The organism is Geosporobacter subterraneus DSM 17957 (assembly GCF_900142145.1).
GTDB classification, from domain to species: domain Bacteria; phylum Bacillota; class Clostridia; order Peptostreptococcales; family Thermotaleaceae; genus Geosporobacter; species Geosporobacter subterraneus.
Window position 1 is genome coordinate 56771 of record NZ_FQZV01000020.1, and the last position, 13063, is coordinate 69833.

Annotated in this window: 16 protein-coding genes and 8 tRNA genes; 3 read left to right on the forward strand and 21 right to left on the reverse strand. The window is 39.3% G+C overall.

Annotated features, from left to right (window positions below):
- Positions 1 to 10: 10 nt before the first annotated feature.
- The 11 genes from spoVAC to BUB56_RS08845 form a co-directional block, all read right to left on the reverse strand.
- Positions 11 to 472 carry a stage V sporulation protein AC gene (gene spoVAC / locus BUB56_RS08800; protein WP_330392592.1) on the reverse strand — a complete coding sequence of 154 codons (462 nt, stop codon included), beginning with the start codon at positions 470 to 472 and terminating at the stop codon, positions 11 to 13.
- Positions 473 to 519: 47 nt separating this feature from the next.
- Complete coding sequence (locus tag BUB56_RS19380) at positions 520 to 672, reverse strand: hypothetical protein (protein ID WP_190014343.1); 153 nt, start codon at positions 670 to 672, stop codon at positions 520 to 522.
- Between the two features lie 14 nt (positions 673 to 686).
- The gene (locus BUB56_RS08805; protein WP_110940947.1) at positions 687 to 1100 is read right to left on the reverse strand and encodes a stage V sporulation protein AB; all 414 of its coding nucleotides are present in this window, start codon (positions 1098 to 1100) and stop codon (positions 687 to 689) included.
- A 15-nt stretch (positions 1101 to 1115) separates the two neighbouring features.
- Positions 1116 to 1748 carry a stage V sporulation protein AA gene (locus BUB56_RS08810; protein ID WP_190014344.1) on the reverse strand — a complete coding sequence of 211 codons (633 nt, stop codon included), beginning with the start codon at positions 1746 to 1748 and terminating at the stop codon, positions 1116 to 1118.
- Positions 1749 to 2034: 286 nt separating this feature from the next.
- A complete protein-coding gene (gene sigF, locus BUB56_RS08815) occupies positions 2035 to 2805 on the reverse strand; it encodes an RNA polymerase sporulation sigma factor SigF (RefSeq protein ID WP_110940949.1) in 771 nt (256 codons plus the stop codon).
- Positions 2806 to 2822: 17 nt separating this feature from the next.
- Positions 2823 to 3233 (reverse strand): anti-sigma F factor, encoded by a 411-nt coding sequence (spoIIAB, locus tag BUB56_RS08820; protein ID WP_110940967.1) that lies wholly within the window; start codon positions 3231 to 3233, stop codon positions 2823 to 2825.
- Positions 3234 to 3264: 31 nt separating this feature from the next.
- On the reverse strand, positions 3265 to 3600 hold the full coding sequence (gene spoIIAA, locus BUB56_RS08825; RefSeq protein ID WP_110940950.1) for an anti-sigma F factor antagonist: 336 nt from the start codon (positions 3598 to 3600) through the stop codon (positions 3265 to 3267).
- A gap of 117 nt (positions 3601 to 3717) precedes the next feature.
- Entirely contained in the window at positions 3718 to 4068 is a 351-nt protein-coding gene (locus tag BUB56_RS08830; RefSeq protein WP_110940951.1) for a phage holin family protein, read from the reverse strand.
- A gap of 31 nt (positions 4069 to 4099) precedes the next feature.
- Complete coding sequence (thiI, locus tag BUB56_RS08835; RefSeq protein WP_110940952.1) at positions 4100 to 5275, reverse strand: tRNA uracil 4-sulfurtransferase ThiI; 1176 nt, start codon at positions 5273 to 5275, stop codon at positions 4100 to 4102.
- Positions 5276 to 5279: 4 nt separating this feature from the next.
- Positions 5280 to 6437 (reverse strand): cysteine desulfurase family protein, encoded by a 1158-nt coding sequence (locus BUB56_RS08840; RefSeq protein WP_110940953.1) that lies wholly within the window; start codon positions 6435 to 6437, stop codon positions 5280 to 5282.
- 156 nt (positions 6438 to 6593) lie between these two features.
- The gene (locus BUB56_RS08845) at positions 6594 to 7211 is read right to left on the reverse strand and encodes a lactate utilization protein (RefSeq protein WP_242946266.1); all 618 of its coding nucleotides are present in this window, start codon (positions 7209 to 7211) and stop codon (positions 6594 to 6596) included.
- Between the two features lie 384 nt (positions 7212 to 7595).
- Between BUB56_RS08845 and BUB56_RS08850 the strand changes: the two genes are divergently transcribed.
- Together BUB56_RS08850 and BUB56_RS08855 are read left to right on the forward strand one after the other, a co-directional pair.
- Positions 7596 to 8045, forward strand: coding sequence for a hypothetical protein (locus BUB56_RS08850; RefSeq protein WP_110940955.1), 450 nt, complete (start codon positions 7596 to 7598; stop codon positions 8043 to 8045).
- A gap of 137 nt (positions 8046 to 8182) precedes the next feature.
- Entirely contained in the window at positions 8183 to 9181 is a 999-nt protein-coding gene (locus tag BUB56_RS08855) for an asparaginase (RefSeq protein ID WP_110940956.1), read from the forward strand.
- A gap of 29 nt (positions 9182 to 9210) precedes the next feature.
- On the opposite strand, the gene BUB56_RS08860 is transcribed toward BUB56_RS08855, so the two are convergent.
- Both BUB56_RS08860 and BUB56_RS08865 read right to left on the reverse strand, forming a co-directional pair.
- Entirely contained in the window at positions 9211 to 10281 is a 1071-nt protein-coding gene (locus BUB56_RS08860) for an HD-GYP domain-containing protein (RefSeq protein WP_110940957.1), read from the reverse strand.
- Between the two features lie 128 nt (positions 10282 to 10409).
- The gene (locus BUB56_RS08865; protein ID WP_110940958.1) at positions 10410 to 10769 is read right to left on the reverse strand and encodes a hypothetical protein; all 360 of its coding nucleotides are present in this window, start codon (positions 10767 to 10769) and stop codon (positions 10410 to 10412) included.
- A 539-nt stretch (positions 10770 to 11308) separates the two neighbouring features.
- On the opposite strand from BUB56_RS08865, the gene BUB56_RS08870 reads away from it, so the two are divergent.
- On the forward strand, positions 11309 to 12313 hold the full coding sequence (locus BUB56_RS08870) for a ribonuclease H-like domain-containing protein (RefSeq protein ID WP_110940959.1): 1005 nt from the start codon (positions 11309 to 11311) through the stop codon (positions 12311 to 12313).
- 44 nt (positions 12314 to 12357) lie between these two features.
- Here BUB56_RS08870 and BUB56_RS08875 read toward each other — a convergent pair.
- The 8 genes from BUB56_RS08875 to BUB56_RS08910 form a co-directional block, all read right to left on the reverse strand.
- Positions 12358 to 12433 (reverse strand) — tRNA-Phe (locus tag BUB56_RS08875).
- A 5-nt stretch (positions 12434 to 12438) separates the two neighbouring features.
- A tRNA-Ile gene (locus tag BUB56_RS08880) sits at positions 12439 to 12515 on the reverse strand.
- Between the two features lie 7 nt (positions 12516 to 12522).
- A tRNA-Ile gene (locus BUB56_RS08885) sits at positions 12523 to 12599 on the reverse strand.
- Between the two features lie 6 nt (positions 12600 to 12605).
- Positions 12606 to 12682, reverse strand: a tRNA-Pro gene (locus BUB56_RS08890).
- A 17-nt stretch (positions 12683 to 12699) separates the two neighbouring features.
- Positions 12700 to 12775 (reverse strand) — tRNA-Trp (locus BUB56_RS08895).
- A gap of 8 nt (positions 12776 to 12783) precedes the next feature.
- Positions 12784 to 12875 (reverse strand) — tRNA-Ser (locus BUB56_RS08900).
- 5 nt (positions 12876 to 12880) lie between these two features.
- Positions 12881 to 12969: transfer RNA gene (locus BUB56_RS08905), tRNA-Ser, on the reverse strand.
- 5 nt (positions 12970 to 12974) lie between these two features.
- A tRNA-Lys gene (locus BUB56_RS08910) sits at positions 12975 to 13050 on the reverse strand.
- Positions 13051 to 13063 lie beyond the last annotated feature (13 nt).

Below are 13063 nucleotides of genomic sequence, written 5' to 3' on the forward strand. Positions count from 1 at the left end.
CTTCACTTCCTTATCTCCTGAAAAAATAATAAAGTAATCCTACGATTACAGATGAACTAAAGCCATAGACCAAAACAGGACCGGCTAAAGCGAACATCTTTCCTCCTACACCAAATATAAAGCCTTCCCGCTTGAATTCCATAGCTGGTGAAACAATAGAATTTGCAAAGCCTGTAATCGGGACAATAGAACCTGCCCCTGCACTTTTTCCGATTCGATCATAGACTCCTAAGCCTGTGAGAAATGCACCAAAAAAAATCAGGATTATTGCTGTGATCGTGGCTGCATCTTCCCGATTAAACCCTGTTTCTTTGAAAATATTATGAATTCCCTGACCAACAGCAGAAATACCTCCTCCGACAATAAAAGCCCAAAAGCAATTCTTTATATAATTAGGCTTAGGAATCTTCTGTTTCACATATGCATTATATTCCATTTGCTTATTGATTCGCTGTATTTTTTTGTTTTGCAAAGTAATGCACCTCTTAATATGTTTTATCTGCTTTTAATTTCTTCTGCTTAGCGGATATGGGTTGCTCCTTTATGGATATTTCCATCTACAACGTTACCTCCAAACGTTAACGGTTCAAATTCATGAATTTTCTTTTTCTCATCTATAGTATCCAGTAGGACTGGGGATTGAAGTTTTTGTTCATAATATTCCTTTTTCATGGGATTCATCCTTTCTAGTGATTCAGCACCATCCAATAAATGAGTGATCCGAAAACCTTGCCGCAAACAATGGCAGCCAAGATAAAGCCCATATGATCTTCTAGTTGAAATCTGCTGGCTGCTACAGGCATTACATTAGTTACCTCAGCTAAAGCTGCTGCTGTTAGACCTACAAATACTCCCATAAATAACCCAGCCAATCCAGCCATGAATTTAGGCCCCAGGATATAAAAGTCAAAAAAGCCAGCCAAAGAAATCAGGGGGGCAGATAGCATCATTGTTCGCTCATAAATCTTTATGCAGCCTTCTGTCTCCGTTAGCTGAGTAAGTCTAGGAATTATATCTAATAGGGTAATAAAAGCTACAATGGCACTTCCTACAACGATGCCTTCGGAAAAGCCTATTAATCCTGCAACCAATTTGTACATAGGTATTTTCCTCACTCACGACCGGATATTCTCCTCGGTATTTTTTGTGTTATTTAGAATGTAGTCATTAACACCTTTTTTATAGGAATACATTTCGATTTCCATTGGACTTGGCTCATCTCTCACCTTCTTTGGCACGATATGGTTAAAAAATAGGGCCATTCCGACTCCGATTCCTAATGAATATGGAACTTGAAGAATCAGCGGCCTATTGGTCTTGATGCCTGTGATCATAGTGTAAATCTGCCGGTGAGCTTCCGCCATATTCACGTCCGCATGAAAATTCATAATGGCTAATCCCGTCCCAATGAATAGGGTAAAGCTTACAACTGCGATCTTAGTATACAGCCAGCTCTTACTGGCTGGCTTTCTTTCCCTTTCAACAGTGACCAGTATTTCCGAATTTCCAACGGGATAAACTTCAGCATTGCCATACTTTTCTTTGATTTTCTCTATGATTGTAAGAATAGAGACAACAATATAGCTGGGTGCCTTTTTTTCTGCTCTCAGTACAGGTAGATTTATCAAAGCCTCCATTTCTTCTCTGTCCTGCATCAGTAGGGTCGCAAGATCTCCTATCCGGATGACATTGCCTTCTTTAGCTGTAAAACCATCTCTTACCTGGATATAGATTGATCGCTGTTCCACCCAAATCACATCCTTTGTAACCCCTGCTTCTGAAATGATTCATATACAAGCTTAGCCCTTGTAAATTTTTGGGTATTTGATTTGTAGTTCATAAAAAACCATGCAGCCACGGCAATCAAGACCAGTGTAGTCATTAGGGCAAGGACACTTTTATTCTGAATCTGCATTGAATCACCTCTCTCATTCTTTGATCTTAGTATTCTCCATTCTATTGTCCTTCATTCTCATTTTTCCCTATCAAAAGTCTCCCGCTAAGATGATAAAAAAATAAAGACATGCCAAAAAGTCATGTCTTTGCAAGCAAATCTTTCATTTGCTGTAGAAGCTTTTTTTCAATTCTAGATACTTGAACCTGAGAAATTCCAAGTATTTCTGCAATCTCGCTTTGAGTCTTATCTTTGAAGTAGCGAAGAACAATAATCTGTCTTTCTCTTGGTTTCAGCTTCGATAATACCTCTCTCAGCGCTAAGCGGTCAATGACCTCACTGTCGTCTTCTACATTAGATTCACTGATTTTATCGATCAGATGTACCGGTGACCCGTCATCCTGATGAATTACATCATATAAATAATCAGGATGGATATTGGAATCTAAGGCCATTACAATATCTTCCTTTGGTATATTCAACTCATCGGAGATCTCCTGTAGGGTCGGCTCTCTCCCTAACTGCTTGAACAAGGTTTCCTTTACAGATTTAACTTTTCCAGCTGTTTGTTTTAGGGATCGGCTGACTTTAATCATTCCATCATCCCTTAAAAATCTTTTGATCTCTCCGATGATCATTGGCACAGCGTAAGTTGAAAATCGCACATCATAGGATAAATCAAATTTCTCTATGGCCTTCACAAGTCCAATACATCCCAGCTGATATAAATCATCCCGTTCATATCCTCGGTTAGCAAAGCGCTTCAAAACACTCCTTACCAGCCCCAAGTTATGACTTACTAGGATATCCTGGGCATGCCTGTCCCCCGCTTGAACTCTTTTGATCAATGCTATAGTTTCCTCATGGGTTAAGATTTCATTGTTGTCATCAGATAACGCGGTCATATTCATATCATCTACCTCTCGTATTATCGACTTTCAAACTTCTTAACCATACGTACTCTTGTACCTACGCCCTGCTCGGAGGTTACTTCTACCGTATCCATAAAGGTTTCCATAACGGTAAAACCCATGCCTGACCGCTCTAATTCAGGTTTTGATGTATATAGGGGCAATCTAGCCTGTTCAATATCTTCTATCCCTTTTCCATGATCCTCCACTATTATTTCTATTTCATTATCCTTTATGCTGCATTCTATTAATACAGTGCCTTTTTGATCTTCATAGCCATGAATAATCGCATTGGTCACAGCTTCTGAAACCGCTGTCTTAATATCTGCCAGTTCTTCAATGGTCGGGTCCAGCTGAGATGCAAATGAAGCAACAACAACCCTGGCAAATGCTTCATTCTGTGACTTACTCATAAATTCTAATCTCATGTGATTTGTATTTGTCAATATCCTCACCCCTTTATAAGTTCTCAATTGCCTGCTGTTTTGTATCATACTTTTTTACAATATTTAATAATCCTGACATTTTAAAAATCCTTTCGATCCGGTTATTCATATGGACTACGGCAACTTGTCCGCCTACTTTGTTTAGGCGCTTATAGCGTCCAATAACTAACCCAATTCCTGAACTATCCATAAAGTGCATACCCTGTAAATCAAGCAGCAGATTTTTTACGCTGTGTTGATCAATTTTTCTATCGATATCCTCACGAATTTCTTCTGCTGTATGATGATCCAATTCCCCATCAATCCGAACAACTAAAGTATTGTTGATGACTTCAAAATTTAAATGCAATATAATCCCCCCTCTATTCCTTGTCCTTCTATATATTCTTGCACCAGTCAATATTTTCCTTTGATGAAAATTAGCTTCTTTTGTCTAATATAAAAAAAGATTGGTTATGACACCAATCTAATCTTTCTCTATACCGAACATACCGCTCAAAATCATATGCAGAATACTTAATACGATAGCAGCCAGTATGGCTCCAAAAAAACCACTTACTGCAAATCCTCCAACAAATGCTGCTGTCAGCTTTAACACAATACCATTCACAACAAAAGTAAATAGTCCTAAGGTTAGTATCGTAATCGGCAGTGTAAGCAGAAAAATGATCGGTTTAATAATCATATTGGCGCCGCCTAAAATCACCGCAGCAATCATAGCTGTACCGAAGTCTGCAACATAGACATTGCTAAAAAGCTTTGCCGTGATATAAATGGATAATGCACTGACAAACCATCGCATCAAAAACTTACCCATACTTTTTCCCCCTTTATATGATATGCATCTTCTAACTTTCCTGGTCTATTTCAAGTACTTCAACATTTTCTAAAGCTTCTTGAATAAGTGCTTCTACATCCAGTTTATTCTCTGATAACAAAATTCTTTCCAGTTTTGGTTTGGTTACAGGTCGTTTTGGTAAAAAGACCGTACAGCAATCCTCAAAAGGTAGAATAGAGGTTTCAAAGGTACCAATTTTTCTCGCCAATTCTACAATATCCGTCTTATCTGTAGCAATCAGAGGGCGAAATACAGGCATTGTAACTGCGGCATTTGTTACTGTCAGCCCTTGTACTGTCTGACTGGCAACCTGCCCAATGCTTTCCCCCGTAATCAGTCCATCACAGCCCTCCTTTTGGGCTAGCCTCTCTGCAATTTTCATCATAAATCTCCTGGAAAGTATGGTCATTTCTTCAGGCGGACATTTCTCATTGATCTCTTTCTGGATCGGCAGCAGATTAATATTATGCATTCGAATCTTACCACAATATTGGGCCAAGATTCTAGCCAAATCAATAACCTTTTCCTTCGCCCTCTCGCTGGTAAATGGGTAGCTATGATAATGAACCGCTTCGATTACTACGCCTCGTTTTGCCACCATCCATCCTGCCACAGGACTGTCAATACCACCGGAAAGCAATAGCATGGCTTTACCATTAGTACCTAAAGGCAGTCCTCCTAAGCCTTGTATACGCTTTGAGAAAACATAAGCCCGATCCCTTACCTCAACGTGAATAGTCAAATCCGGCTGATGAACATCTACTTTTAGTCCATTTACCTTAGATAATATATACCCTCCTACTTCTCTGGCAATCTCCAGGGAGTTCAAAGGAAATCGCTTATCCCCTCTTCTGCTGTCTACCTTAAAGGTTTTAATATTTTCCTCCTGAAGCCGCTCTAGAGTGTGCTCTAAAGCTACGCGATAAATTTGATCCATATCTACCTCGAAGGCATAAGCAGGACTTACAGACACTACGCCAAACACCTTTGTTACCTGAACAATGGCCGCTTCCTCATCTACTCCATCAATGTCTGCAAAAACCATCCCATTTGATTTGCGTACTCTTACCTTGCCTAAAATTCTAAGGTTTGCTTCGATATGACGCAGTAATTTATCTTCAAAATAAGATTTATTTAAACCTTTCAAAGCAATTTCTCCATATCTTATAATTAGTACCTTTTTCATATCATCACCTCTTCATAATCTTTCTTAGTTCTTGTACATGTTTTTTCAATCGACTCAACCCATAATCCACTTCTTCTATTGTATTTTCATAAGAGAAGCTGAAACGGACAGCACCCTCAATTTCTTGATCCGTTAAACCCATTGCTTTTAATACATGACTTTGGCTGCTCTTCTTTGAGGAGCAGGCAGAACCTGTAGACACATAGATATTATCCTGCTCCAGCATATGCAGCAGTACCTCACCTCTAATCCCAAAGAAACTTACATTAAGAATATGAGGAGCACTTTCATTGTTTATACTGCCATTAATGATTACATCCTGAATTTCACTCAATATGCCTTCTTTTAGCCGATTCCTTAAGGTATCCATTTTAGAGATATGTACCTCAATTTTCTCTTCTATGGTTGAGGCAGCTGCACCAAGTCCCAGAATTCCGGGAACATTTTCTGTGCCCGGCCGTATACCGATCTCCTGCCCTCCTCCGTAGGCAATTGGTGTCAGCTGTAAGTCTTTTTTAACGTAAAGTGCACCAATCCCCTTTGGTCCATGAACCTTATGACCACTGATAGAAAGCAGATCTATTCCTAATTTAGCCGGATTAAATCTCAATTTTCCAAAAGATTGTACTGCATCTACATGAAAAATTGCCTTGCTGTTTGATCGTTCCAGCATCTTCCGGACTTCTCCTATGGGCTGAAGGGTTCCTACTTCATTATTTACATGCATGATGCTCAGCAAGATCGTCTGTGCATCTAGTTCCTGTTCAAGCTGATTCAGATCAATCTTCCCTTCTCTGTTTACATCCAGATAAACTACCTCATATTCTTTTGCTTCCAGACTCTTAAAAACATTCAGTACCGATGGATGCTCTATACGGGTGGTAATGATCTTATTGCCCTTCCTTTTTTTGGCTGCAACCGTCCCAAGTATTGCAGCATTGTTTGACTCTGTGCCTCCTGAAGTAAATATGATTTCTTCGTCCTTTACCCCCAATGCTTTTGCTAACTGTTTTCTAGAAGTTTTGATCAGTTTCTCTACAGCTACGCCCTTTCGGTGGAGGGAGGAGGGATTGCCATAATATATCGTTAACGCCTCCAGCATTGCTTTTACTACTTCATCACTTGGCTTTGTTGTGGCGCTATTATCAAAATATGCTTCCATTCTGCTTCTCTCCAATACATCAATTTTTTCCTGTATCTAAGATATTGTATATTAACTATTTTTTTTTGTAAAGCTGTTCCTTATATAAAGTGCTATTACAATTGTAGCTTTTCCTATAAGTAAAAAAAATAATGCACCAAAGGTGCATCATTTTTACTAATATCCTAGGCTTTCTCCGATTAGAACGACTTCCATATCTGTCTGCATTGGTTTTTTATGAATAATCGTTGTTACATTACAGATTCTTTCCGGTGAATCACAATCGGTACACTCGCCAGTAACAGCACAGGGAGTTTTACGGTTTAACCGCTGGGCATTTGGAGGAGATGCTTGTTTACGCAGCCTGTCCAATGCATCTACCATATCATTGCATATTTTATTGATGCCACACAGGATTATGACTTTTTTAGGGCCATAGATCATGGAAGCAACCCGATTTCCAACACCGTCTACATTAATAATTTCCCCTGTTAATGTAATGGCATTGGCACTTGTCAAATAAACATCCGCTTTTCCTGCCTTCTCCAAGGCTGCCTTTTTTCCCTCCGGTGTCGTTTCCAACCAGTGCCATGATACCTTATTTCCCTGCTCCATTAGGCTCTGATGTAGATTCATATCCTGAATCGTAATTGAACCTCCGATTCCTATAGATTGCTCTTTTGTTACCGATTTGAGTATGTATTCTTTTGCCTCATCTACTGTATCATAGTAAACTGCATTGATCCGATTTTTTTGGAGGCTTTTCAAGGTTTTTTCAATACTTTCCCGATTCAATAATCTCACTCCTATCCAAATCATTTACTACTTTATTATAATATAAAAAGGATACGAAATTAAATAGATATTTCAACTTATTTGACAATTCACACCCCATTAAATTCATATATTTATAAAAACTTTTTTATAAATTTTTTTTATAAATATATTGTCAACCATGTCGTATTTTGTTATAATTTGTTTAGTGGTTATCCCCCTGGTAACCTCTATAATATAATCTCTATTCCCAATACCCCTTTTGAACGTAAACCAACAAAAATACCGGTCCCCGAGGACTGGTATTTTTGTTGGTTTTCATAATATTTACTCCTGCTCAGGAATATGATATAAAAAAGACCATTTAAAATTGTCAACCAGTATCATTTGGGAGGAGCAAATATTATGTTTCATTCTAAAAAAAATCAGTTCATCCTATCCATCTTTTTTATTATTACACTCTCTTATTTTCTATACAACGCCTTTCACCCGCTTGTTCATGAAACTGGTGCAGCAGCAATCCGAGTACATCCTCTTATCACCTGCAAAGAAGTAAGTGAAAGCTTCCAACCGGCTGAATCAACAGCTATTTTTTATATAGATTCTCCAGCAATCCATAGCTTGCTTCGGTTTGAAAATCTACCAAAACAATCTGTATTAACAGCAAAATGGTTTTATCATTCGCAGAATCAAAAGCTGCTCTATGAAACCTCTGTTGATGTTTCAGGAAGCGATACAGCTCATTTCTGGATTCAGGCACCTGCTAAGGGCTGGTACATAGGGAGTTATATGATAGAGATCTATTTGAACGAGAATCTAATCGAGAAAAAGGAAATCATTGTAACCTATAAGTGATTTAAGCATAGGATGATTTAAGAGTACTTTTGCTTTAATCATTATAACAGAACATGCTGCTATATATTCATCGTTGACAACACAATGAAAAATTAATATGCTAAATGTAGTACAAAAAAATAACAGGAGGAATTAATATGGCCAATAACCATAAAGTGGCTGTTGTTTTTACCGGTGGGACAATCTCTATGAAAATTGATCCTAGAATAGCAGCAGCAATTCCAGCACTATCCAGTGAAGAAATCATGTCTATGGTCACAAATATAGACAAATTTTCTGATATAGAAATTGTAAATTTTGATCAAATTCCTGGTCCCCATATGACCCCTAAGCGAATGATGGATCTAGCAAAAGTTGTAAAGGACTTAGTATCTCGTGAAGATATCACTGGTGTTGTCATTACCCATGGTACGGATTCTCTTGAGGAAACCGCTTTCCTGCTTGATCTAACTATTAATACCGAAAAACCAGTAATTGTAGTTGGTGCTATGCGCAGCAGTTCTGAGTTGGGTTATGATGGTCCCAGCAACTTATCGGCTGCGATTTGTACTGCTATTTCCGAACATGCAAAAAACAGAGGCGTTTTGGTTGTAATGAATACAGAGGTGAATGCAGCCAGTGAAGTTACGAAAACCCACACCCTTAGTCTTGATACCTTTAAATCTATGGAATTCGGCCCCCTTGGCATTGTGGACAACGATGAAGTTATTTTTTATAGAGATATGACAAAGCACCACCATATCGAAACTAACACCATCGAACCCAATGTTGATCTTATCAAGTGTGCAGTGGGCATGGATTCCAGGCTCATCAAATTTTGTGTAGATTCAGGCACCAAGGGACTAGTTTTAGAAGCCATGGGCCGAGGCAATGTACCGCCTATGATGATGGAAGGAATAGAATACGCCGTTCAAAAAGGCGTCATCATTGTAATGGTATCCAGATGCCCTATGGGCAGGGTATTAGATACCTACGGCTATGAAGGGGCCGGTAGAGCGTTAAGAAATCTGGGTGTAATCTTCGGTGGTAATTTTCCTGGTCAAAAAGCAAGAATCAAGCTTATGCTAGCCTTAAGCGTAACCCGGGATCAAAAAATTATAAAAGAAATCTTTGAGTGTGGACTATATAACAAATAAAAATAAAGCAAGGCGTAAGCCTTGCTCTTTTATGCAATCACATCAATAATCTCGATTTCTCTTTGCTTTAACAAATCAATAAAGCCTTTATCTGTCTTTACCAGCGGCTTTGTAGGCACTTGCTGATTAAGCAGTACAATTTCTCCTACTTCCCCCGTACTAAGCTTTACAATATTACCCACATAGAACTTAGAAATGTTAGACAAAAACACATTGGCAATATAAGGATCTAGGGAAGCAAAGCTGCTTTCTGCCAATATTTCAGCTACTTTAAAAGGAGATTCCTTTGTTTTGTAAACTCTGTTGGAGGTCATTGCGTCAAATATATCAGCCACAGCGATTATCTTTGCGAACTCATGAATACGGTCTCCTTTTATCCCAAATGGATACCCGCTTCCGTTCATTCGTTCATGATGCTGAAGAATACCACAACAGATATCATGATCAATTCCTTCTGTTCCTTTTACTATCTCATAGCCAAGGATGGCGTGCTTCTTCATTATTTCAAATTCCTCAGCGGTTAATGGTCCTGGCTTATTTAGGATTTCAGCGGGAATCTTTCCTTTGCCCACATCATGCAGTAAAGCCGCAGTAGCCAAACGATTCAGGTCATTCGTTGAATAGTTCATCCACTTTCCAATCATGGTGGATAAGATGCATACGTCCATCGAATGATTGAATGTATAAGCATCCCCCGTTTCAATTTGTCTTAATCGGCCTAAAACATTATTATGACTAAGCACTTCATCGATCAGCGGTGTTACCGATTTGTCCACCACTTCCTTTTCAATCTTCTTACCCAAGCCTAAATCATGATACATATCTTTGAAAGATTTCATAGATTTATGATATTCGATATTCAACTTGCGATCTACAATAATAACAGAGGGAGATATATTGTCATTTTGAATATCATCCCCTACATTTGAGTCCTCAGTTTCCATAACAAATACATAACTAAGGTGAATCTTTTTTAAACTGTCGATGTGCTTATCTGTCAAAATCGTTCCACTCGTGATCAGCACAATATCATATTTGCCAACGATATCTTCTCCAAGGATCATGCCTTCGCACAATTCATTGATATGAATACGTTTCATTCACTGCACCATCCTTTATCCTTATCTTTACTGCATATAATAGAGATTTGTTAATTATGATCTATTTAATTCTACATGATTCTCCAATTTCCTCTTTTTAACAAGAGGAATAATTTTTCTTTTTTTACCTAGACGATCGGATAACCACAGGTCTGACAGCTGCTATCGCCACCTCTTACCTGACTACCGCATCTACGGCAATAGGTTACTCCTTTCATTTGAACCAAACGTCCTCTTATACGGGCAACTTCTTGAAATAACCGCTCCAATTCCTCACATTTTTCTTGAATAAGTGCAGGAGGAACGCTTTTGCCTAAATAGTTTTTAAATACAAGCTCACCAATCAGCATCTTAATTTCATCGATTTCTGCCTCAAGGCGGTTGATCGCAAGCTTGTTATCTGCGATTTCCAATAACTTATCTGTGGTATCTGATAATACCCTGCTTCCTTCGGAAACCTTCTGACCCAGCTTATTAAAGAATTCCATTAAAAATCCCTCCTTCTATTTATAGTATTCAAAACAGACAAAGAGGGATATTTTATATTCACGAACTTATCCTTTAATACCAGTATTCTATTGACGATTTGTCCATACATTTGGAGTGAGAGATGAAGCTAAGGATATTCTCCATAACCTGGTGTATATCCCTAGCAGCGTGGTGCGTCTGCTCTTCATTCTTTTTCTATATTCTAACTGATTCAGTGCTTCAATTTTTTTAAGTAAAACAGAAAAACTATCCCCATATCCTTCGTAGGCCTTCCAATGAAACTGCTCTTTTAAGCTTTGGATAGTATCTTCCCACTCTATAGCAGCTACTTTGCTGCTATATTCATTGTACACGATCCAAAAAAACTGTTTTGTCATGGCAAAGGGAAAACAGTTAAAAGCTCGTTGATTTTATAGGGCATCATTTTTATATCTTCTGCCAGATAAACTTTATACTCAAAAACTCCTTGATTTTATTCAGACATAAAGGATATCATAGTATGAGAACAGTTATCTACAAAAATAGATGAGGTGATTCTTTGGAAATACTACAATATAAAGAAATAGCTAAATTCCCGCTCTCTAAACATTTCTTATCCTTTTATAACAAACACGATTTTGTCGTTTTTGATATAGAGACGACAGGACTAAATGCCAAATATGAAAAAGTCATCCTTATTGGACTAATGTATTTTCAAGGCAAACAGCCAGTCATCGAACAATACTTCTGTACTAGCCGAAAAGATGAAACTATACTATTAAAAAGGTTCTCTGAAAAAATCAGCCAATATGATCTTTTTGTCAGCTATAATGGTAATTCTTTTGATATCCCTTTCCTAAACCAGAGATTCCGCCAGGCTGGCATTTCCTATCAAATAGATAAATGCAAAAGCCTTGATCTGCTGCGCTTCGCCCGAAAATATCAGCAACATCTCAATCTGGCTGATTGCAGCCTAAAGTCTGTTGAACGAAGCCTTGGAATTCACCGTCAGGACACCATTTCAGGGAAGGAAAGTGTTACACTATATACTGCCTATGAAAAAAATCCAAACCCCCTGCTGAAGAATAAGATACTGCTCCATAATTACGAAGATATATATTATCTAGGACACTGCCTCCAGATTATTGACCAGGTTTCCCTTGACCAAGCCCTTCTACAGATGCCCATCATACTAAAGTCCCGTGAGGATACAACTTGGAACGTGGCGAGTTTGAATATAAAGGCCAATACAATATATGTAGAAGGAAACTATACAGGTCCACCCCTTGGGGATACTATCATCCATGATAAAGGCTACAGCTTTAGTTATGAGCAAAGTAAGCAGCAGTTTCAGCTGTGTATCCCTCTTTATGCTGCGTCTCTTGTCTCAGGTGCAAAATACTTGTTTCTAGAAGCCCTTGATTTTGCCTTTGCTTACACTCCTCAAAAATCTGAACTTTCTCTGAGGGAGCATGTTATCCCCGTTAAAGTTTCTAATGAATTAAAAACCTCAGAAGTCATTGCCTTTACAAGTCAGCTGCTCCAGCATATCTTTCTAAAATAATAACAAAAAAAGTGTAGCGATATCAATCGCTACACTTTTTTCCATGGTGCCCAGAGGCGGAATCGAACCACCGACACGGGGATTTTCAGTCCCCTGCTCTACCGACTGAGCTATCTGGGCAAGAATGGTGGGCCTTCAGGGACTCGAACCCCGGACCTACCGGTTATGAGCCGGACGCTCTAACCAACTGAGCTAAAGGCCCCAATCTATGGTGGGCTTAGGAGGACTCGAACCTCCGACCTCACGCTTATCAGGCGTGCGCTCTAACCACCTGAGCTATAAGCCCATATCATGGTCGGGGTGGCAGGATTTGAACCCGCGGCCCTCTGGTCCCAAACCAGATGCGCTACCAAACTGCGCTACACCCCGATATTACATAATAAAAATGGCAGGGGTAGCAGGACTTGAACCCACGACACGTGGTTTTGGAGACCACTGTTCTACCAACTGAACTATACCCCTGTAATATGTGGCGGAGAAGGAGGGATTCGAACCCTCGCACCAGTTTCCCGGCCTAACGGTTTAGCAAACCGTCCTCTTCAGCCTACTTGAGTACTTCTCCACATATGGCGGAGGGGGTGGGATTCGAACCCACGGCCCCTTTCGGAGTCACTGGTTTTCAAGACCAGCTCCTTAAACCGCTCGGACACCCCTCCGTAATTGGTGACCCATCCGCGGCTCGAACGCGGGACACCTTGATTAAAAGTCAAGTGCTCTACCTGCTGAGCTAATGGGTCCTAATGGCTGGGG

What these genes read in the sequence shown, in the direction of transcription:
- BUB56_RS08850 (WP_110940955.1), top strand. Translation starts at nt 7,596, where the DNA reads ATGTTTCATTCTAAAAAAAATCAGTTCATCCTATCCATCTTTTTTATT.
- BUB56_RS08855 (WP_110940956.1), top strand. Translation starts at nt 8,183, where the DNA reads ATGGCCAATAACCATAAAGTGGCTGTTGTTTTTACCGGTGGGACAATC.
- spoIIAB (WP_110940967.1), bottom strand. Translation starts at nt 3,233, where the DNA reads ATGAGATTAGAATTTATGAGTAAGTCACAGAATGAAGCATTTGCCAGG.
- BUB56_RS08865 (WP_110940958.1), bottom strand. Translation starts at nt 10,769, where the DNA reads ATGGAATTCTTTAATAAGCTGGGTCAGAAGGTTTCCGAAGGAAGCAGG.
- BUB56_RS08840 (WP_110940953.1), bottom strand. Translation starts at nt 6,437, where the DNA reads ATGGAAGCATATTTTGATAATAGCGCCACAACAAAGCCAAGTGATGAA.
- BUB56_RS08860 (WP_110940957.1), bottom strand. Translation starts at nt 10,281, where the DNA reads ATGAAACGTATTCATATCAATGAATTGTGCGAAGGCATGATCCTTGGA.
- BUB56_RS08805 (WP_110940947.1), bottom strand. Translation starts at nt 1,100, where the DNA reads ATGTACAAATTGGTTGCAGGATTAATAGGCTTTTCCGAAGGCATCGTT.
- BUB56_RS19380 (WP_190014343.1), bottom strand. Translation starts at nt 672, where the DNA reads ATGAAAAAGGAATATTATGAACAAAAACTTCAATCCCCAGTCCTACTG.
- sigF (WP_110940949.1), bottom strand. Translation starts at nt 2,805, where the DNA reads ATGAATATGACCGCGTTATCTGATGACAACAATGAAATCTTAACCCAT.
- BUB56_RS08830 (WP_110940951.1), bottom strand. Translation starts at nt 4,068, where the DNA reads ATGGGTAAGTTTTTGATGCGATGGTTTGTCAGTGCATTATCCATTTAT.
- thiI (WP_110940952.1), bottom strand. Translation starts at nt 5,275, where the DNA reads ATGAAAAAGGTACTAATTATAAGATATGGAGAAATTGCTTTGAAAGGT.